General features: G+C 60.8%; 15 protein-coding genes and 2 pseudogenes. 8 read left to right on the plus strand and 9 right to left on the minus strand.

Annotated features, from left to right (window positions below):
• Positions 1-60: 60 nt before the first annotated feature.
• Both HBOR_RS07950 and HBOR_RS19260 read right to left on the minus strand, forming a co-directional pair.
• Positions 61-1,392, minus strand: a pseudogene (locus tag HBOR_RS07950) (RNA-guided endonuclease TnpB family protein).
• Positions 1,389-1,544: a DUF2080 family transposase-associated protein gene (locus HBOR_RS19260; protein ID WP_006054451.1), complete on the minus strand. Its 156-nt coding sequence runs from the start codon at positions 1,542-1,544 to the stop codon at positions 1,389-1,391. Before HBOR_RS19260 ends, HBOR_RS07950 begins: the two are co-directional and overlap by 4 nt.
• 53 nt (positions 1,545-1,597) lie before the next feature.
• Between HBOR_RS19260 and tnpA the strand changes: the two are divergent.
• Positions 1,598-1,996 (plus strand): annotated as a pseudogene (gene tnpA, locus HBOR_RS07955) (IS200/IS605 family transposase).
• 309 nt (positions 1,997-2,305) lie between these two features.
• On the opposite strand, the gene HBOR_RS07960 reads toward tnpA, so the two are convergent.
• Positions 2,306-2,839, minus strand: a complete 534-nt coding sequence (locus HBOR_RS07960; RefSeq protein ID WP_006054452.1) for an Rrf2 family transcriptional regulator — start codon at positions 2,837-2,839, stop codon at positions 2,306-2,308.
• Between the two features lie 172 nt (positions 2,840-3,011).
• Here HBOR_RS07960 and HBOR_RS07965 point away from each other — a divergent pair, with 172 nt between their 5' ends.
• Positions 3,012-3,932, plus strand: coding sequence for an NAD-dependent epimerase/dehydratase family protein (locus tag HBOR_RS07965; RefSeq protein ID WP_006054453.1), 921 nt, complete (start codon positions 3,012-3,014; stop codon positions 3,930-3,932).
• Between the two features lie 348 nt (positions 3,933-4,280).
• Positions 4,281-5,114, plus strand: a complete 834-nt coding sequence (rocF, locus tag HBOR_RS07970) for an arginase (RefSeq protein ID WP_241432319.1) — start codon at positions 4,281-4,283, stop codon at positions 5,112-5,114.
• A 93-nt stretch (positions 5,115-5,207) separates the two neighbouring features.
• Here rocF and gyrA read toward each other — a convergent pair whose 3' ends face one another.
• Together gyrA and gyrB are read right to left on the minus strand one after the other, a co-directional pair.
• The gene (gene gyrA / locus HBOR_RS07975; RefSeq protein ID WP_006054455.1) at positions 5,208-7,793 is read right to left on the minus strand and encodes a DNA gyrase subunit A; all 2,586 of its coding nucleotides are present in this window, start codon (positions 7,791-7,793) and stop codon (positions 5,208-5,210) included.
• Positions 7,794-9,707, minus strand: a complete 1,914-nt coding sequence (gyrB, locus tag HBOR_RS07980; RefSeq protein ID WP_006054456.1) for a DNA topoisomerase (ATP-hydrolyzing) subunit B — start codon at positions 9,705-9,707, stop codon at positions 7,794-7,796.
• A 249-nt stretch (positions 9,708-9,956) separates the two neighbouring features.
• On the opposite strand from gyrB, the gene HBOR_RS07985 reads away from it, so the two are divergent.
• Both HBOR_RS07985 and HBOR_RS07990 read left to right on the plus strand, forming a co-directional pair.
• Positions 9,957-12,359 carry a DNA topoisomerase VI subunit B gene (locus HBOR_RS07985; RefSeq protein WP_013440578.1) on the plus strand — a complete coding sequence of 801 codons (2,403 nt, stop codon included), beginning with the start codon at positions 9,957-9,959 and terminating at the stop codon, positions 12,357-12,359.
• Positions 12,360-12,361: 2 nt separating this feature from the next.
• Positions 12,362-13,456, plus strand: coding sequence for a DNA topoisomerase IV subunit A (locus HBOR_RS07990; protein ID WP_006054460.1), 1,095 nt, complete (start codon positions 12,362-12,364; stop codon positions 13,454-13,456).
• Between the two features lie 16 nt (positions 13,457-13,472).
• Here HBOR_RS07990 and HBOR_RS07995 read toward each other — a convergent pair whose 3' ends face one another.
• The 4 genes from HBOR_RS07995 to HBOR_RS08010 form a co-directional block, all read right to left on the minus strand.
• Positions 13,473-14,294, minus strand: a complete 822-nt coding sequence (locus HBOR_RS07995) for an alpha/beta fold hydrolase (protein WP_006054461.1) — start codon at positions 14,292-14,294, stop codon at positions 13,473-13,475.
• Between the two features lie 87 nt (positions 14,295-14,381).
• The gene (locus HBOR_RS08000; protein WP_006054462.1) at positions 14,382-15,098 is read right to left on the minus strand and encodes an MBL fold metallo-hydrolase; all 717 of its coding nucleotides are present in this window, start codon (positions 15,096-15,098) and stop codon (positions 14,382-14,384) included.
• Between the two features lie 104 nt (positions 15,099-15,202).
• On the minus strand, positions 15,203-16,621 hold the full coding sequence (locus HBOR_RS08005; RefSeq protein WP_006054463.1) for an alkaline phosphatase family protein: 1,419 nt from the start codon (positions 16,619-16,621) through the stop codon (positions 15,203-15,205).
• Positions 16,618-17,916: an inositol-3-phosphate synthase gene (locus tag HBOR_RS08010; RefSeq protein WP_006054464.1), complete on the minus strand. Its 1,299-nt coding sequence runs from the start codon at positions 17,914-17,916 to the stop codon at positions 16,618-16,620. Before HBOR_RS08010 ends, HBOR_RS08005 begins: the two co-directional genes overlap by 4 nt.
• 189 nt (positions 17,917-18,105) lie before the next feature.
• Between HBOR_RS08010 and HBOR_RS08015 the strand changes: the two genes are divergently transcribed.
• The 3 genes from HBOR_RS08015 to HBOR_RS08025 are packed head-to-tail and all read left to right on the plus strand — an operon-like array spanning position 18,106 to position 20,739.
• A complete protein-coding gene (locus HBOR_RS08015) occupies positions 18,106-18,960 on the plus strand; it encodes a TatD family hydrolase (protein WP_006054465.1) in 855 nt (284 codons plus the stop codon).
• A gap of 3 nt (positions 18,961-18,963) precedes the next feature.
• Entirely contained in the window at positions 18,964-19,800 is an 837-nt protein-coding gene (locus HBOR_RS08020; RefSeq protein WP_006054466.1) for a sugar phosphate isomerase/epimerase family protein, read from the plus strand.
• A 3-nt stretch (positions 19,801-19,803) separates the two neighbouring features.
• On the plus strand, positions 19,804-20,739 hold the full coding sequence (locus tag HBOR_RS08025) for a UbiA family prenyltransferase (RefSeq protein WP_006054467.1): 936 nt from the start codon (positions 19,804-19,806) through the stop codon (positions 20,737-20,739).
• Position 20,740: the final 1 nt, after the last annotated feature.

The raw sequence follows: 20,740 nt of genomic DNA on the forward strand, positions 1-20,740 counted from the left end.
CTCGTCTCTCGTCATCACGGAAATCAAACATTTCCGTATGACCCCGAGGCTTCCCGTGGTTTAGTCGGACACTCCCACTCGACCATCGGCCTGATAGCCTCGAACAGTCGGGTGGGTCACGGTCGGGGCGTCCACAGCCCCCGATGCCTGCCGTCTCAAAGTCGCTTCGCGACTTTGCGGGCTGCACAAGAGCGGAGCTCTTGTGAACGTCGCACCTTCCGAACAACGGGAAGGCTGTTGAGAGCAGGCACATTCCAATCGAGTTTCTTCACACCTTTCACGGCGATATTGACGCTTGCACCACGGTCGCTGTGGTCTTGATGGGAACAGTCCTTGCACTTGAACCGCTTCTTGTTTCGGTTCGCACGCTCCGTATTCCCACACATCGGACACCGCTGACTCGTGTACTCAGGGTTAATCCACGCGGTCGGAATCTCCTTGAACGACGCCTTGTACGACGTATAGAACTGAAGGGCGCGGAACGGGAGGTGGTGCAAGCGTCGGTTCATCCGCGTGCCGTAGTCGATACTGTCGCGCATCTCTTTGAGGTCTTCAAAAGACGATACACGGCTTCTCGAACTGACTGCTCCACTCCACGATGTGCCGAGACACCTTGTGGAGTCGGTCGCGGACGAACCGTTCCTCACGCCCTTCGAGCGTGTCGTGGGTACTGTCTTTCCCCGCGTTCTGGACGCGCTTCCGCATCGTGAAGTAGCGGTGACGCTCGAATTTGATTTCGGGAAAGTCGATGACCAACGTGTCCTCAACGCCATCCTCGGAGAGTGCGGTGAGAGCCACGTTGTCCTCATTCACGTCTACACCCACGACCGTTCGTGAGTCGTTCTTGTCTCGAACGGTCTGCTCGGTGTTGGTGACGTTGACGTGCAACTCGGCGTTGTCGTTGTGGAACAAGGCTTCTGCCGTCCCAATCTTCCACCCGTCGCTTTCGAGTGCGCTCTTGAGAATATCGAGGTGAACGTCACTCCCTTCGAGGACGCCCTTGATGTGGTTGTACGGTTTCGCGCTGATTCGGAACGCCACGTCACCGTCGTCGGTGAGCGACAGGTTGTACCCCTCCTCGTAGTTCGCTCGGAGCGGGTACGCACCGTCCTTGGTGTGGCTCGGCAGTCCGAAGTCGTCGTACTCGTAGTAGTTCTCCATCGAACCGAGAGCCTTCGAAACGATGCGTTGAGTCGTGTTCTTCACGAGGTTGGCGTCGTCGGCCACGCGGTCAGGAATCACCTCCCAGTCCACGCCTTCTTTGGCGAGACGGATGGTTTCGTTGTACACCGAGCGTGCTTCGAGTGTGGCGTCATACAGCAGGCTCTCGTTGTCACTCTGGATGTTGAGTTGGAAGTCCAGCGTCTTGACGAGAGCCTGTGAGTCGGTCATTCTTCGTTTTGTTCGGTGGGTTCTGTGGTTCGGACGACTTTCACGTCGGCTCCACGCCAGCGTTTGGGGACGGTGACGTGGGCACTGTTCCCGAACGGTTTGACTTCACCGTCGAGAACTTCCTCGCCGTCGATTTCAAAGCGATTCGCCATATCTGTGTATATCCTTTGGATATACTTAACTGTGTTGGTGGAGTGGGTGCGATATGGGCGAGAAGCGGTCGAATCACACGGTGTACAACGTCAACTACCACTTCGTGTGGTGTCCCAAGTACCGAAACGCCATCCTCGAACCAATCGAGAACTCGTTGGAAGCGAGTTTCCGCGACGTGTGCGACGAGTACGGTTACGAGATACTGTCGTTGCACATCTCCCCCGACCACGTACACCTGTTCCTTTCTGCCCACCCGAAACACGCGCCAAGCGAGATTGCACGGACTGTCAAGAGCATTACGGCGTGAGAGATGTGGGGCCAGCACGAATCGTACTTGGAAGAATATCTGTGGGGTGGTGGATTCTGGGAGCAGTCGTACTACATCGGAACGTCAGGACAGGTATCAAGCGAGACGATTGAACGGTATATCGAACGAACAGAACACGTCTAAGTGTCGGCTTCACCCTCGGGGTCAAGTCAAGGGAAATCTTCGATTTCCTGTATCCAGCAAATCGCAGAGCGATTTGCGAGACCCCGAGGCACTCGCCTTGTTCATCTGTAGACGCAGTTAAGACCCGTTCGGCCGTTTGATTCGTTTCATCGTGGGCCGTCTCGGGACGTCTCGACTCGTTTTGTACGCTTTGCTCGCCCAGTGTTCTGTATCGCTAATCGGAAGCATTTGACGCACCGCTGATTTATCGGAGCGTCGCAACTCACAGTCGGAGAAACCCGCCCGAATTGGGCGTGTTCGAGAGAAGCCTCAGTGAGACGGTTCGCCTTCAGGTGCCCGCATGTCTTCGATGCGGAGGATAAGGATGTTGCTCGTGTCATCTTTGCCATCAACAATGCCTTCGACAACGAGCTTCGAGAGAGGCGTCGGACCGACGCGCACCTCGTCGCCTTCGTGGAATTCGCGGACGGATCCCTGTACGTGAATCTCCGCACGGCAGAGTTCGGGGTGGTGAACCGACGAGAGGTCGACCTCGTCAACGTTCACGCCTTCGACGGGTTCGCCGTTGTGGAACAGCGGAACCGACGCGGGCTCGTCCATCTGCTCGACGTCGAGTGCCTCGTAGGCGTTCGCCGTCGGCTTGTAGCCGCCCTTGGGACCGGGGACACCCTCGACCAGTTGGAGCGCTTTGAGGCTCTGCATCTGGTTCCGGATGGTTCCGGGGTTGCGGTTTACCTCCTCTGCGATGTCTTCGCCTTTGACAGCGTCCTCTGTTTGCCTGTAGAGGTTGATGAGTGCCGTCAGAATCGTCTTCTGACTGGACGTCAGTTCAATTGATGACATGCAGAAACGTTCGCCGTATACGTCCTTAAATCCGATGGATGGACGGCACGATTACGTCGCCGTACGATAATTTTCGACCATTATTGTGTGATATCTTTTACAAATACACAGTTGGACGAGGTCGATTTTACCTTTCGGTATTGCTTTGTGTCTCCCCGCACCTTCCTGCCACATGCACGACAAACGCGTACTGGTGACCGGTGGGGCCGGATTCATCGGCTCGAACCTCGCCAACCATCTCGCCGACTCGAACGAGGTGATCGCCGTTGACGATCTACATCTTGGGACGCCGGAGAACCTCTCGTCTGCCGTCGAATTCGTCGATGCCAGCGTTCTTGACGACGATTTACCGACCGAGGGAATCGATGTGCTGTTCCATCTCGCGGCGTACTCCTCGTACACGATGGCAGAGGAGAACAAGCGGGCGGCAACACGGGTGAACGTCGAGGGATTCGTCAACGCCGTCGAACAAGCCCGCGAAGACGGCTGTGAAACCGTCGTCTACGCCTCTACATCCTCTATCTACGGGTCTCGGACCGAGCCCTCACCCGAAGACATGCCAGTCGAGGCGCGGACGTGTTACGAGGCGTCGAAACTCGCCCGCGAGCAGTACGGCGAGTACTTCCATCACCACTACGACATGACGCTCGCCGGCCTGCGCTTTTTCTCGGTGTATCAGGGCTACGGCGGCGCAGAAGAACACAAAGGCGAGTACGCCAACACTGTCGCCCAGTTCGCACACAAGATTGCCAACGGCGAGCGACCGGAACTGTTCGGCGACGGATCCCAGACGCGCGACTTCACGCACGTCAACGACATCGTTCGCGGTATCGAACTTGCTGCGGACCACCGCCTACAGGGCATCTACAATCTCGGAACTGGCGAATCGTACGATTTCAACACGATGGTTCGTCTCATCAACGAGGAACTCGGGACGGATGTCGAACCGAAGTACATCGAGAACCCGCTCGACGTGTACGTCCACGACACGATGGCCGATACGACGAAGATACGCGAGGCGACCGGATGGGAACCGAAGATTTCGTTCGAGGAAGGCGTCCAGCGCGTCTGTGAACCGTACCTGGACGACTGAGCTACTCGACTGACCACCCCAGCGACCGAACCACTCGCCTCAGGTCGCGTCGGTCGGTGAGACGACCGGATCGACATCCTCGTCCTCCAACGCGCCGAGTACGTCGTCTAATCGGTCGCCCCCGACGCGCAGTTGCAGAAACCGTATGCTACTTCTTCACTGTGCATCGCAAAAAAGTGCGATGGCTGCTGAAACCTCAGATTTCGACACATTCTGTTCCTCATGAATTTTTGTTGGATACAGTTCCGATGCCACTAAAACGCATGCCCAATAGATTCAATCATGAACCAGCACACTCGGATTATCGGTGTTCCGACCGACTACGGTGCGAACCGACGTGGTGTCGACATGGGCCCCTCCGCACTTCGATATGCGGGTCTCGTCGATGAACTCTCGTCAGCGGGCGTTTCGACGGAAGACGCCGGTGATCTCGCGGTCCCACACCATGCGATTCACGACGCCGACGCTGGTGGCGAAAACGCAAAGCACATCAACGAAGTCGAGGAGGTCACAACGGCCCTCGCCGACGCCGTCGCCGATGCGCTTTCGGATGAGGTTACGCCGCTCGTTCTCGGCGGCGACCACTCTATCGCCATCGGGTCGATGGTCGGAAGCGCCCGCGACGCCGATATCGGCGTCGTCTGGTTCGACGCTCACGGCGACTTCAACACGCCCGAAACCTCGCCATCGGGGAACGTTCACGGCATGCCTCTTGCCGCCGCGCTCGGCATCGGTGACTTCGAGGGCGTCGAGTGGGCCAACGCCCCGCGCCTGAAAGAAGAAAACGTCGCCATCGTCGGCCTCCGCGACGTCGACGAAAACGAGACCACGGCGATTCAGGACAGCGACGTGACCGCCTACACGATGTCCGATATCGACGAGCGCGGCATCACCGAAGTGACGCAGGACGCTCTCGATGTCGCCACGAACGGCACCGACGGCGTTCACGTCAGTCTCGACCTCGACTGGCTCGACCCCAGAGAGGCACCCGGCGTCGGGACGCCCGTCCGCGGCGGTGTAACCTACCGCGAGGCGCACGCGGCGATGGAACTCGTCGCCGAGTCGGGCGCGATGCGCTCGCTCGAACTTGTCGAGGTCAACCCGATCCTTGATGAACACAACGAGACGGCCGCAGTAGCGACCGAACTCGCCGCAAGCGGTTTCGGAAAGCGAATTCTCTAGAACTGTACACACCGTATTTCCGGTGAAGATTGCCGTTGCTTTTCTTCTGGTTTGCGCGGTGTCTCACCCCGGAAAAAACGAGTGCCGAGTCAGTTACTCAGTCGATGTGTCTTCGTCGGACGTATCTTCATCTGACGTTTCGTCGTCTGGCGCTTCTTCGTCCGACGCTTCCTCGTCTACTTCGTCGGAACCGACGTTGTAAACATCGACACTGGCGACGTGGTCGCCTTCGTCCATGTCCATGACGGTAACGCCCATCGTGTTCCGGCCGACCGTCGAGATATCTTCGACCGGCGTCCGCAGGATCTGTCCGGACTCGCTCATCACGAACAGGTGGTCGCCGTAGCCGACAGTCTCCATCGCACAGACCGGGCCGTTCCGGTCGTTCGTCTTGATGTCGATGAGACCCTTTCCGTTGCGAGATTGGCGGCGGTAGCGCTCGATATCCGAGCGCTTGCCGTAGCCGTTTTGGGTGACGGTGAGGACCCAGTTGTGTCGGTCCTCGTCCACGGCGGCGACGCCAACGAGTTCGTCGTCGCCTTCTAGTTTCATGCCGCGAACGCCGCGTGCGGAGCGACCCATCGCGCGAACGTCGCTTTCGTCGAATCGGATGGCCATCCCGTCCCGCGAGGCAAGCACTAAGTCGTGACTGCCGTCGGTCACCTCGACGTCGGCCAGTTCGTCGTCTTCGTCCAGTTTCGTGGCGATAATACCCGTGGTGAGGATGTTCTGGAACTTCTCGACGCTGGTGCGCTTGACGTACCCGTTCTGCGTCGCCATCGTGAGGTATTTGTCCGTCTCGTCCTCGATATCGGCGGTGTTGACGACAGCGGTTATCTCCTCGCCGTCGTCCAGTTCCAAGAGGTTGACCGCCGACTTCCCGCGGGCGGTCCGAGACATCTCCGGAATCTGGTACGTCTTCAGCTTGTACACCTGTCCGTGGTTCGTGAAGTACAGCAGGTAATCGTGCGTACTCGCCACGAAGACGGAGGATACCCTGTCGCCCTCTTTCAGATCGGTGCCGATGATCCCCTTCCCGCCGCGGTGTTGCGCGCGGAACGTGTCGAGGGGCATCCGCTTGATGTAGTCATCCTCGGTGACGACGACGACGACATCCTCCTCGGCGATGAGGTCCTCGTGCGTCACCGTACCGGTGTCTTCGATGAACGAGGTGCGGCGTTCGTCGTCGTACTCGTCTTTGATCGCCGTCAGCTCGGACTTGATGACTGCGTCGAGTTCGTCGGGGTTGTTCAGAATCTCGTTCAGGCGGTCGATTCTGTCTTGGACCTCCTCGTATTCGTCCTTAATCTCCGCCGCCTCCATCGAGGTGAGCGAACCGAGTTGCATGGCGACGATGTGGTTGGCTTGATCCTCCGAGAAGTCGAAAGTGGGGAGGGGTTCGCCGTCCACTTCGACGGTCATCTCACCGCGGAGTGCCGCCTTCGCGTCGTCGCGGCTCTCGGAATTCCGAATGGTTTCCACCACGTCGTCGATATTTTCGAGGGCCTTCAGGCGGCCTTCGAGGATGTGCGCTCGGTCTTCGGCCTCCCCGAGTTCGTACTCGGAGCGCCGGCGCACGACCTCGCGGCGGTGGTCGAGATACTCTTTCAGCGTCTCCTTCAGGGTGAGAACGCGCGGTTGCCCGTCCACGAGAGCGAGGTTGATGACGCCGAACGTCGATTCGAGGTGGTGTTCGAGCAGTTGGTTTTTCACCACGTCGGGGTTTGCGCCGCGCTTGAGTTCGACGACGACGCGGATACCGTCGCGGTCGGATTCGTCACGCAGGTCGCGGATACCCTCGATCTTTCCGTCGTTTACGTCGTCGGCGATCCGCTCGATGAGGCGGGCTTTGTTCTCCTGATACGGGAGTTCGGTGATAACGATGTTGTCGCCGTCTTCGTCAACCTCGAACTCGGCGCGGACGCGGATTCTGCCGCGACCGGTCTTGTACGCTTTGTGAACGGCGTTCTTGCCGACAATGTTTGCGCCCGTCGGGAAGTCCGGTCCCTTCACGTACTCCATCAGGTCTTCGACCGTACAATCGGGATTCTCGATGAGGTGCGTCGTCGCATCGATGACCTCTCCGAGGTTGTGCGGCGGGATGTTCGTGGACATCCCAACAGCGATACCCGACGACCCGTTGACGAGGAGGTTCGGGAACGACGACGGAAGGACGACCGGTTCCTGTTTGCGGTCGTCGTAGTTGGATTGGAAATCAACCGTATCCTTGTCGATGTCTTCGAGGAGTTCCTCCGCGATGGGGGCCATCCGGGCCTCCGTATACCGCATCGCGGCCGGCGGATCCCCGTCTACGGACCCGAAGTTCCCCTGTCCGTCCACGAGAGGGTAGCGCATCGAGAAGTCCTGCGCCATGCGCGCGAGGGCGTCGTAGATGGCGGAGTCACCGTGCGGGTGGTAGTCACCCATCGTCTCGCCCACGATGGACGAGGACTTCCGGTGCGAGGAACGGGCGGAGACGCCCGCTTCGTTCATCGCATAGAGGATGCGACGGTGAACGGGTTTGAGTCCGTCGCGCACGTCGGGCAGGGCACGACCCGCAATGACCGACATCGCGTAGTCGATGTACGACTGCTCCATCTCCTGCTCGATACGTGCGTTTTGAACCTCTGCGGCGATGCCTGCGTCTTTTTGGAACTTGTCTGGTGCGTCAGAACTCATCTAAATATCCACCCACTCTGCTTCCGTGGCGTGCTCTTTGATGAACTGCTTTCGCGGTTCGACGGCGTCGCCCATCAGCACGTTGAACATTCGGTCTGCGGCGGCGGCGTCTTCGATGTTGATTCGTTTTAGCACCCGGTTGTCGGGATTCATCGTCGTATCCCAGAGCTGTTCGGGGTTCATCTCGCCGAGACCCTTGAACCGCTGGACTTGCGTCGGGTTCCCGTCGCACTTCTCCTCGACGATGCGGTCCCGCTCTTCTTCGGTCATCGCGTCGTACGTCTCACCGCGGTAGCGGACGCGGTACAGCGGCGGTTGTGCCGCGTAGACGTAGCCCGCCTCGATGAGGGGGCGCATGTGACGGTACAGGAGCGTCAACAGCAACGTCCGGATGTGTGCGCCGTCAACGTCGGCGTCAGTCATCAGGATGATGCGTTCGTACCGAACGTCGTCGATATCGAACTCCTCGCCGATGCCCGCACCGATAGCGGTGATGAGCGCCCGGACCTCGTTGTTCTCTAGAATGCGGTCCAGACGGTGTTTCTCGACGTTCAGAATTTTCCCTTTGATGGGCAAAATTGCCTGGAACTTCCGGTCGCGGCCCTGTTTTGCAGAGCCACCCGCAGAGTCACCCTCCACGACGAACAGTTCGGATTCGGAGGGGTCGCGGCTCTGACAGTCGGCGAGTTTGCCCGGTAGGGCCGTCGATTCGAGCGCCGACTTCCGGCGCGTGAGCTCTTCGGCCTTCTTCGCGGCGCGGCGCGCCTTCGCCGCTTCTACTGCCTTCATCACGATGGCTTGCGCCGTTCCCGGATTCTCCTCGAAATAGGTCCCGAGCTGTTCGTGGGTGACGGACTCGACGATACCTCGAACTTCGCTGTTGCCGAGTTTCGTCTTCGTCTGCCCCTCGAACTGCGGGTCCGGATGTTTGATGGAGATCACTGCAGTCAGACCCTCGCGGATGTCCTCGCCTTTCAGCGAGTCGAGGTCGTCCAGCAGATTGTTGCTCCGCGCGTAATCGTTGACGACGCGAGTAAGTGCCGTCTTGAACCCGGTGAGGTGCGTCCCACCTTCGCGCGTGTTGATATTGTTGGCGAAGGCGTGGATCGAACCTTGCAGTTCCTCGGTCGCCTGCATGGCGACTTCCACTTCGATGCCTTCGTCCTCGTCGTCGTAGTAGATGACGTCGTCGTGCAGCGTCGATTTCGTCTCGTTGAGGTAGCGGACGAACTCGCGGATGCCGCCCTCGAAGTAAAACGAACTCTGTTCGTCCGCGTCGTCGTCCGCGAGCGAGATTTCGACGCCGGAGTTGAGGAAGGCGAGTTCCCGGAGGCGGTTTTCGAGCGTGGTGAAATCGAACTCCAGCGTCTCGAAGATGTCTCCATCCGGCTTGAATCGAATCGTCGTCCCCGTGTCCTCGTCGGATTCGAGATCACGGACGCGTTCGAACGCTTCCTGATCCGGTTCACCCTGATCGAAGCGGTGCCGCCAGAGTGCGCCGTCGCGCTTGATCTCGACTTCCAGCCACTCCGACAGGGCGTTGACGACGGAGACACCGACGCCGTGCAGACCGCCGGACACCTGGTAGGATTTGTTGTCGAACTTCCCCCCTGCGTGGAGCACGGTCATGATGACCTCGACCGCGGGCCGGTCGTACTGTTCGTGCGTATCGACCGGAATCCCCCGGCCGTTGTCGGTGACGGAGACGGACCCGTCCTCGTGGACTGAAACTCCAATCTCGTCGCAGTACCCCGCGAGAGCTTCGTCGATGGAGTTGTCCACGACTTCGTAGACGAGGTGATGTAACCCCCGTGAGTCGGTGGAACCGATGTACATCGCCGGGCGTTTCCGGACGGCTTCTAAGCCTTCGAGGACCTGTATCTGCCCGGCCCCGTACTCACTTTCGCGTGACATACTATCTGCTTCCGGCTTAGCCATCTCCCCCCTTAAACCCTCGCACGCGCGCCCGCGTAACTACTTACAAAATGCCATGAATCAGGTGGCGTATGTGAACATATCACTTTCCTTGCCGCCGCGTCACTCGATTTGTGAGTCACGGTATCGAAAGGCAATATCGATTTTTCGGCTTTGATTCGCTGTGTTTCACTTCCACTTTACTCCCGAACAGTACTTAAGCGCCCGTCCAGAATCACCTTCCACAGAATGACCTCGTTCCAGTCGACGCTCGGCGAGGATGCGGGAATCGCAGAGGAGTTGGCCGAGAGCCAACGCGCGATTTCCATCGCCGAGTTCTTCGAGAAGAACAAGCACATGCTCGGGTTCGACTCGGGGGCACGAGGCTTGGTCACCGCCGTAAAGGAGGCGGTAGACAACGCCCTCGACGCAACCGAGGAGGCGGGAATCAAGCCCGACATCTCCGTCGAAATTCGTGAATCCGGAGACTACTACACGCTCATCGTCGAGGACAACGGTCCCGGCATCACGAAAGAGCAGATTCCCAAGGTGTTCGGGAAGCTCCTCTACGGCTCCCGGTTCCACGCACGCGAACAGTCCCGCGGTCAGCAGGGTATCGGTATCTCCGCGGCGGTTCTCTACTCGCAGCTCACGTCGGGCAAGCCCGCCAAAGTTACCTCCCGGACGCAGGGCGACAGTGCGGCACAGTACTTCGAGCTTATCATCGACACGGATACGAACGAGCCGGAGATTCAGGTCGAACACGAACTCGCGCCGGGCGAGTCGGACCTCTCGCCGACGCACGGCACGCGCATCGAAGTGGAGATGGAGGCGAACATGCGCGCTCGCCAGCAACTCCACGACTACGTGAAACACACCGCCGTCGTCAACCCGCACGCCCGATTGGTCCTTGACGAACCCGGCCTCGACGAACCGCTCCGGTACGAGCGCGTCGAAGGCGCTGGTCTCCCCGACGAAACGGAGGAGATTCGCCCGCACCCGCACGGCGTCGAACTCGGGACGCTCATCAAGATGCTCTCCCGCACGGAGTCGTACTCCGTCTCCGGCTTCCTTCAAGAGGAGTTCACACGCGTCGGCGCGAAGACGGCCGACAAGATTCTGAACAACTTCCGCGACCGACACTTCGGTCGCGAGATGGGCTGGAGCGTTCCGGACACTGACGAGACCGATCTCGACGCCGCCATCACCGACGCTGTCGCCAACAAGGGCGCTGACGCGACTGCGACGTTCGCCGAGCGCGTCGGCGACACGCTCAGAAACCGCGAACGGACGACGCACTTCGAACTCGGTGACATCGTTGACACAGTCGCCAACGACATCGAATCGGAGTTCGACGTCACGTTCGGCGATACCGTCCGCGAGAACGCTGTCGAAGCGGCGTGGGACATTCTGGTGACGGACCGAACGGCGGATCTCTACGCTCTCGTTGACGATGCGACCAGTACCCGAAAGGACGACGAAACGGTCCACGGTCTCGCAGAACGGGTCGCCGAGAAGTTCGATTCCTCCGCGGCCCATCGCGCGACGAAAAAGCAGGTCCGCGAGTACGTTGATCGGTCTGCGGACCTGCTGGTTTCCGACGACGTTTCGTTCGGTGACACGGCCCGCGAGAACGTCACCGAGTCGCTGTGGGAAGTCATGCGCACTGTTCCGGACGACGTACCGAAGGTACGGGACGTGGCCGACGACCGCGACACCGCTTCGGAACTTCTCGAAGGGATGCGCGAGGCGGACATTCTCGCGCCGCCGACGAACTGCCTGTCGCCGATCACCGACGAGTTGGTCGAGGCGGGCCTCCGGAAGGAGTACGACGCGGACTTCTACGCTGCGGCGACGCGTGACGCGGAAGTCCACGGGGGCGACCCGTTCATCGTCGAGGCTGGCATCGCCTACGGCGGTGACCTCCAGTCGGAGGGGTCGGTCGATCTGCTCCGATTCGCAAACCGCGTCCCCCTCGTCTACCAGCGCGGTGCGTGTGCGACGACGGACGTCGTAAAGCGAATCGGCTGGCGAAACTACGGGCTGGACCAGCCCGGCGGTTCGGGAATGCCGAAGGGGCCGGCGGTCATCATGGTTCACGTCGCCTCCACGAACGTGCCGTTCACCTCCGAGTCGAAGGACGCACTCGCTAACATTCCGGAGATCGAAGACGAGATCGAACTCGCCATCCGTGAGGCGTCGCGCGAACTGAAGTCCTATCTGAACAAGCGCCGGTCGATGCAGAAACGGCGGAAGAAACAGGACGTTCTCGGGCGCATCCTGCCGGAGATGGCCGACAAACTCGCAGAGGTGACAAAGCAGGACCGGCCCAACATCGATGGCGCACTCGCGCGCATCATGAACAACGTGAGCGTCGAACGCGAGGTTGCGGACGACACCGTGACGCTCGCGGTCGAGAATCACTCCGACCGGACCGAACAGCCGGATATCACCGATATCGTCACCGCGGAACCGACCGACGTACCGGACGACGCCACTGTCGTTGACTTAGACGGCGAGTGGTTCGTCAAGTGGAACCCGTCGGTGTCGGCTGGAGAGACCGCCGAACTCACCTACACCGTAACGTCGGACGCCTCGTTCGACATCAACGTGGACGGCGTTGAAACTGAGAAGCTGACCGTCAACACCTGAACATGAGCACGAATCAGAACGACGAACTCGCACAGGAACGACTTATCGACCTCGCCGTGGAGTTCTACGACCAGTTCGCCGAGGGCGATATCCCGCACATGGATATCCCGACGCGGACGAAGAGCAACATCGTCTTCGACGAGGATTCGAACGTGTGGGTGTACGGTGACCGGAAATCGACCCGCTCTGCCAACAGCGTTCGCGGCGCGCGAAAACTGCTGAAAGCGACGTACGCCATCGAATTCCTCGTCAACCAACTTGAGGAGGGCCGTTCGTCTACCCTGCGTGAGCTGTACTACCTCTCCGAATCGTGGGACACAGAGGAAGCGCAGTTCAACGACCAAGACGAGTCGAACCAACTCATCGAAGATCTCGAAATCGTCTCGAACGTCACCCGCGAGGACTTCCACATGCGACCGGAGGAGTCCGGTGCGACCCTCATGGGGCCGCTGGAACTCCGCGAGCAGACTCGTCGCGGCGAACGCGAGATTCACTGTCAGGAAGACGTTGGTGAAGGCGGCTACCAGATTCCGAACAACCCCGACACCATCGAGTTCTTAGATCACGACATCGATTTCGTTCTCTGCGTGGAGACGGGTGGTATGCGCGACCGCCTCATCGAAAACGGATTCGACGAGGAGTACGGCTGTCTCGTCGTCCATCTGAAGGGGCAACCAGCGCGGGCGACGCGCCGCATTACGAAACGTCTGCACGACGAACTCGACCTGCCGGTCATGGTCTTTACAGACGGTGACCCGTGGTCGTACCGCATCTACGGTTCCGTCGCCTACGGGTCCATCAAGTCCGCGCACCTCTCCGAGTATCTCGCCACGCCCGAGGCGCGCTTCGTCGGTATCCAACCGCAGGACATCGTTGACTACGACCTGCCGACCGATCCGCTCTCTGACTCGGACATAAACGCCCTCGAATCGGAACTCGAAGACCCGCGCTTCATGACCGATTACTGGGAAGAACAGATCGAACTACAACTCGACATCGAGAAGAAAGCAGAACAGCAGGCGCTCGCCTCCCGCGGGCTGGACTTCGTGACCGACACCTATCTGCCGGAGCGGCTCGACACGATGGGTGTCATATAACGGTCCGACGCAACACTTACAGCGATTCCTCGCGCAGAAACCGCCCAACAACTCGGTTGAACGCTGTCGTCTGTTCGGTGGCGGCGGCGTGACCCGTCCCTCGGAGCAGTGCCAGCGTTGCGTCCGGAAGCATCTCCTTCGTCTCCCGCAGTAGTTCCGGCGGGAACAGCCGATCTTCGTCGCCGCCGACAACCAGCGTCGGCATCCTTACGTCTCCTAATCGGTCGGTCCCGTCGTGTTCGAGACAGGCCCGGATGGACGTGACCACGTCTTCGGGGTACGGTGGCGTCAGTAGCGGGCCGAGCAGACACATCGCCGCCGGGTAGACATGGTGTCGCCATCCAGTGTACGACTCGCGCGCCGAAGACGCGTAGAGATTCCCCCACGCGCCCGTCTTCGCCCATGTTTCCCAGTCTTCGAGGACCGTTCGTCCGGCGTCACCGACGCGTGCCGCGGTAGACCCGAGGACGAGTCGTTCGACCAGTTCGGGGTAGTCGGCGGCGAGGTGTTGGGCAACGAAACCACCCATCGAGTAGCCGAGGACGTGCCCGCCGCCCAGTTCGTCAAGCGCCGTCGCCGCCGATCCGGCGATTTCGCGCGTCGTCGCATCCGGGTCGAGGGCTCGGGGGCGACGAACCGTCCACACCGTGAAGTCGTCCGTGAGGCCGCGATACGTCACGCGAGCAAGATACTCCGCTGTCGCCTTCGTCGGGCCGCCGGCGAACGCGTCGCTGAGTCCGGGGAGAACGACTAACGTCTCGGGACCGTCTCCCGCCCGGTAGTAGGGGATTCGTCGATCAAAGTGGCCGTAGTCGGCCGTCAGTGTGAGGCGGGTCATCGTCCGATAATAGAGGAGCGGACGAGACAAAACGGTTGTCGCGGGACTGGTGTTTCTGACCGTGGCTACGGCGGGTTTCGAGGTGGCTCAGACCGCGTGGTCTTCGGGATCTTCGAGAACGACCGGAACGCCGCGGGCGGCAACGTCCGCCGCGAACGCCTCCGGATCAGCGCTCAGGAGGTCGATCGTGTTGTAGTGAATTGGGAGGACCAAGCCTGGGTTCAACGCCGCAGCGAGGTCGGCCGCCTCGTGGCGGTCCATCACGATACTCCCGCCGATGTTAGCGAGGAAGAGATCCACTGACAACTGCTCGAAGCCAGCGAGCACGTCGCTGTCGCCGGGCCAGAACACCTTGATTCCGTCCACCGACAGGAGGAAGCCGCACCCGAATCCGGGCGGATGAACGAGGCTGCCGTCGTCTCGGGTGTGCGGGCCGTCGGCTTCGTTGTAGGCGGCGAGTGTCCACAGGTCCACCGGACCGGCGGTCAGGTGTTCTTCCTCGCCGACACGGATGACCTCGTACGGGAGGTCTTCGACGGCCGCTACGTCCCGGTCGATGTTGGATGCGTCTACTCCCTCGAACACGACGACAGTGGCGTCTTCCTTGGCGACGGATCGAATCGCGTCGCTGTCGTAGTGGTGGTCGTGAGTGACACAGACGAGGTCGCCGTCGCGGGCGTAGTAGTCGTCTAACACGCCGTACCGACCCGGGTCGAGATAGACGACGTAGCCCGCTTCGGACTCGATTCGGACAGTCGCGTATCCTAACCACGCAACGTCGAGATTGCGGAAAGAGACGGTCATACTCGTTGGTAGCGGACCGACGGAATAACGCGTTTCGACTCGGCCGGCTGTTTGCGCGTTCGACAGCCACGCCGCAGGCCGCCGGTCACACAACTGGCCGTCTGTCAGTCGTCTGCGGGACCGAGTTCGTTCGTCGGCGCGAGGATCGACGCGCCCTCGAACTCCATCGCAACGTCATCGCGGACGCCGAGGAGATCCAATATCGTCGGTGCGACCTGACGCATATCGATGTCGCCGTCCAGTGATAGTGAGGGAGCGGCGGGACCGCCGACCCCGAAAACGGGTGTCGTCTCGGAATCGACGCGTCCGTGCGACCCGCAGACTTTCGTTGGGTCCGTCGAGACGAACCCGCTTTCCCCGAGGAATAACTCGCAGGGGTCGTATCCGGGTTTCTCGTGGATATCCACGCTGTCGGCGTACGGCGGCATCGCCTCCGTCTCGTCTTCGTGCCACCAGTAGTAGGCGAACCACGCGTCGGCGTCCGCGAGAAGGACCAACTCGCCCGCATTTTCGTGGTCGATGCCGTAGGCCGCTTGGTCGTCGCCGTCGAGGATACGCTCGATGCCGGGACGGTCTTCGAGCGCTTCTCGCGCCCGTTCGACGGCGTCATGGTCGCAGTAGACATGCGCGACTTGGTGGTCTGCAACGGCGAACGCCGCCGAGGCCGCGAGATCTGGAATCGCCCCGCCCTCGGCGTCCTGCGTCTGCAGCAGCCCCGCATCGCGGAGCGCGCGATTCGGGAACACCGGCGTCGATACCTCGTGGAAGCCGTACTCGCTGACGACGACGACGGCCGTTTCCGACCATCGATCTGTCTTGCGGAGTGCATCAATGTACTCGCCGACGAGTTCGTCAACCTCCGAGAGCGCCGCCTCAAACTCGTCGGAGTTCGGGCCGTGACTCTGCCCTGTGTAGTCAAGATGCGGAAGGTACACCCAGAGCATGTCAGGATCGTAGCGCTCGGTCGCCTCGCGGGCCGCCGACAGAATCCACGTGCTACTCTCGGCGTTCGCTGCCGGACCCCAGTAGTTGTGAAGCGGGAAATGACCGTACTCCTCGCGGAGTTCGTCGTAAAAGTCGTCTGGGTTCGTCCAGCAGTTCATCTCGATGAGACCGTTGTTCTCGTCCTCGATGGGTTTCGGCGTCACCGCCACGTCTGCCGACGTGCCGTAGAGATGTTGGAAAAACAGCGCGCCAGTCGTGAGTTCGCAGTCGCTTTGCAGTTCCCAGATCCGCCGCCGGTCGCCGCTGTCTCGGCCCCACAGTTCCACCGTGTCCGTTTTGCGGTCGTACTCTGCGTTCGATACGTCGCCGTGCGTCGCGGGTGAGCGTCCGGTCGAAAGCGTCGTCTGCGCGGGAATCGTCACCGCCGGAAACGGTGGGACGAGTCCCGTCGTCGCGCCGTCATCGAACAGTTCGGAGAGGTGCGGCATCGACTCAGAAGTAACGTGGTCGGGTTGGAGACCGACCACGTCGAGGACGATGACCCGTTCTGCCGTGGAGTCGCTTGCGTGTTCAGTCATCGTTTGGGCTCCGTTCCGGGGGCCGAATCAGACTCTGAGGTGTCCGAATCACTCCCCGCTCCGTCCGTCCGAAGCGGTGTGAGCGGCTCTCTGTCGTCGGTATCGAGGTGGTCGTTCACGTAGGATTCGAGCATAGCGAACTGCCGGGAGAGGTCGTGTTCGCTCACGTCCATCGGCTCTTTGAAGAACGACGAGAGGTGGGTCTGGACGCCGCCTTCGTCGTGGTCGTCGGCGTAGGCAACGAGTCGGACGAGGTCCAAGACGAGCGGTGCGGCGAGCGTGGAATCTGCACCCTGCCACGTGAACTGCAGTGACATCGTCGTCCCCATGAACCCCCGGAAGTGGACGTGGTCCCACGCCGTCTTCCAGTCTCCGAGCGAAGGTGTGTAGTCGATGCGGACGCGGTTGTGCATGTTCGAGCCGAGAATGTTCGAGAGGACGCCGCCCTTACTCTGGAGTTTCCCGGCCTTGTTCTCGTCGTCCTCCAACACTTTGCCGTCGCCGTTGCCGAGGATGTTGAAGCCGTCCCACGACAGCACATCGAGGTTGCGTCCGGCGAACATCGGCCCGAGCGCGGACTTTAGCAGTGTCTCGCCGGTCTTGGCGTCGCGTCCGGCGTGCGGGACGTTCTTCGTTTCGGCTAACTCCCGCAACCCGCCGAGGTCGCTCCCCGTGGAGGGCGTGAAGTTGACGTACGGGTGGCCGTCGTCGAGGGCGGCGTAGGCGTAGAGCGAACTCGCGGGTAAGTCGGCGTCGTCGGCTTCGACTGCCTCTTCGAAGGCAGCCAGCGTCTCGTACCGGTCGGGATCTGTTACGGGTGGTTCCGAGGAGGCGAGGTTGACAACTACGAGGCGATCAACGCCGGTTTCGGCGACAAAATCGCTGTAATCGGAGCGAATCTGTTCGACTATCTCGCTCACAGTGTGGTTGCTGTCGAGGGTGTCGCCATCGGCCAGGGAGACGGCGCTTCCGCAGTTCTGTGCGGTGCCCGTCTCGATTCTGTCGTCTATCTCGCGGAGGTCGTCGGAGACGATTTCGAGCGTCTCTCGATCGACGATATTCGAGTCGGAGAGTTCGGTTGCAGTGTGGATGAGCGGTCGGTCGGCAATATCGTGACCGCCGAAGACGAACTCACTGACTGCGGGTAAATCGAGTAACGTGCAGGGTTCACGTGCTGTTACCATTCCGGTTTCGTCGGTTGTCCCCCGTGCAATGCCGCGCGCCCCAGCGATAGCCGTGGTTGCGACGTTGCCGCGTGCGCCGACGAACCAGACCCCCGTTCGCGTTCGCGTCATATCTTGTTCGGGGGACGGAACGCGGTTAGTTATGTGTCGGCTTCAGTGCAAATGGATGCATTTCGATCCCCGTCTGTCGGTTCGAATAGCCTGTTAAATGGTTTCTACCGGTGATTCTGCACAAACTTTCTCTGTCCCTAAACCTGTAGGATGTTGATAACAAAGCCCGATTAGTCCCGACTGTGCCGCATGCGTCTGATCGACTCACACGCGCACATGACCTCGCGGACCACGGACGATTACCGCGAGATGCGGCGGTCGGGCATCGAGTGCGTCATCGAACCATCCTTTTGGTCGGGTTCGGACAAACTGTATCCCGAATCGTTCTTCGATTACTTCGAGCACATCATCGACTTCGAGACCGAACGCGCCGACCGCGTCGCCGGGATGGAGCACTACGTCACGGTCTCGATCAATCCGAAGGAGGCAGTTGACCGCGAGATGTCCGAAGCCGTCATCGACCGTCTGCCGGAGTATCTCGAACGCGACCGCGTCGTCGGTGTCGGCGAGATCGGGTTCAACCTCCAGACCGACGAGGAAGAGTGGGCGTTCCGCGAGCAACTCCGCCTCGCAGAAGAACACGAACAACCCGTCATCATCCACCTTCCGCACACGGAGAAGCCGAAGGGTGCGGTCCGGACGGTAGAGATCATCGAGGAGATGGGCGTCACGCAAGAGCGAATCATCATCGACCACAACGAACCGGAGACGATGGAGACGACGGCGGCGACGGACTGTTGGCTCGGGTTCACGCTCTACCCCGGTAAGATATCTATCGAGGAGGTCATGCCGCTTCTCGAAGCGTACGGCACCGACAGACGTATCATCAACTCCTCGGCAGACTGGGATGATTCGGACCCACTCGCCGTCCCGAAAGCCCGCGACGCGATGATCGACGCTGGGTGGGACCGCGATACGGTGCGGAAGCTTCTGTTCGAGAATCCCTTAGCGTTCTTCTCGCAGTCGCCGCATTTCGACTACGCGGACGCCGTTGCGGCGGAGTCCGATGGCGAAAGCGTCCCCCAGGGTGCAGAGGCCGAGTAACCGATGTCGCTTCAGTTCGGTTTCTCGATGAACGCCTTTCGGGAGTACTCGACTGTCGAGGCCATCGACGCCGTCGCGGACGCCGGGTACGACGGCATCGAACTCCTGTTCGATCAACCATTCCTCTATCCACCCGCGGCCACGGACGAGGAGTACGACGAGGTGCGCGCCGCGCTCGAACGGACCGGTCTCGACATCAGCAACTGTAACGCGTTCATGCTGACGGCCATCGAGGATTTCCACCACCCCTCGTTCATCGAAGTAGACGAAAACTACCGTCGTCGTCGCGTGGAGTACACGCTTGATTCGCTCGATGCCGCGGCCGAACTCGGCTGTGACCACATCTCCATCGAACCCGGTGGCCCACTTCCCGATGGAAAGTCCCGCGAGTGGGCGATGGAGACGTTCGTCGGCGGCCTCGAAGAACTCGCCGTCAAGGCCGAGAACGTGGGCGTGGATGTGTTGGTCGAACCCGAACCGGACCTTCTCATCGAGACTTCGATGCAGTTTCTCGACGTGATCGAACGCGTTGACTCCGACCGAATCGCCTGTAACTTCGACGCCGGCCACCTGTACTGCGTGGGCGAGGACCCCGCGGAACTGGTCGAGACGCTTTCGCCGTACACGAAGCACTACCATCTCGAAGACATCCCCGAGGTCCGTGAACACGACCACACGCAACTCGGTGACGGCGCGATGAATATCGACGCCTTCCTCGAAGCGGTCGAGGATTCAGGCTACGACGGGTACATCACGGTCGAACTCTACCCGTATCAGGAGACGGCAGCCGAAACAGCACGAGGGGCGATGGACTACCTCCGCGACCACGGGTGGGCCTGAGCGATGGCAACCGGCGTCGGGGACGCGCTCGGCGTCGAGTCCGTCCGGCGAGTCGCTACCGACTACGCCGAACTTGTCAGACTTCCGAATGTCTTCACCGCCCCACCGGACGTTATCGCTGGCGTCGCTCTCGCCGTCGCGCTCGGCGCGACAGTTTCGGTACCAACTATCGTCGGTCTCTGTCTGGCATCGGCGCTCATCTACGCCGCGGGAACGACGCTGAACGACGTTGCCGACGTTGACGAAGACGCAAAAGAGCGCCCGGATCGACCGATTCCGTCTGGCCGCGTCGGGCGAAGCGAAGCGCTCTCGGTCGGCATCATCCTCCTCGTCGGCGGTGTCGTCGTCGCCACGGTCGTTGGCGGATTAGGACCCGGTTTGACTGCCGTGGCTCTCGCCCTCGCCGTTGCGCTCTATGACGGTCTTCTCAAGGGTACTCCAGCCGGCTTTTTTGCGATGGGATCAGCCCGCGGACTCAACGTCGCGCTCGGCCTGTCAATCGCCGGTGTCGCCGCGTTCGACGGGCTGGCGCTTCTGTTTCCGGCGTCCGTCGTCGTTTACGTTGCGGCGTTGACGCGGATGGCTGAGGCGGAGACGGGCGGCGGTGGGGACGGGTCCGCCGTCGCTCTCACCGGCGCAGGGGCGACGCTAGCGGCCATGGTTGTTGCCGTCGTCGTCACCGTCCGTGGGACGCCCACCGCCGGTCTCGCCGCTACTCTCGTCGCCGCCGGCTTTCTCGCGTGGGACTGGCGGGCGCTCGGTCCGGCGATAGCAGATCCCGTTCCGTCGAACGTCGGACCTGCTGTCGGTACCTGCGTCCTCGGAATTGTCCTCCTCGATGCCGCCGTCGCCGTCATTGCAGGGCCGACGTTCGTTCTCGCCGCAGCGGCGTTCGCCATTCCGGCAACGACGCTCTCCAGATACTTCGACGTGAACTAAC

Origin of the sequence: Halogeometricum borinquense DSM 11551 (genome assembly GCF_000172995.2) — an archaeon.
GTDB classification, from domain to species: domain Archaea; phylum Halobacteriota; class Halobacteria; order Halobacteriales; family Haloferacaceae; genus Halogeometricum; species Halogeometricum borinquense.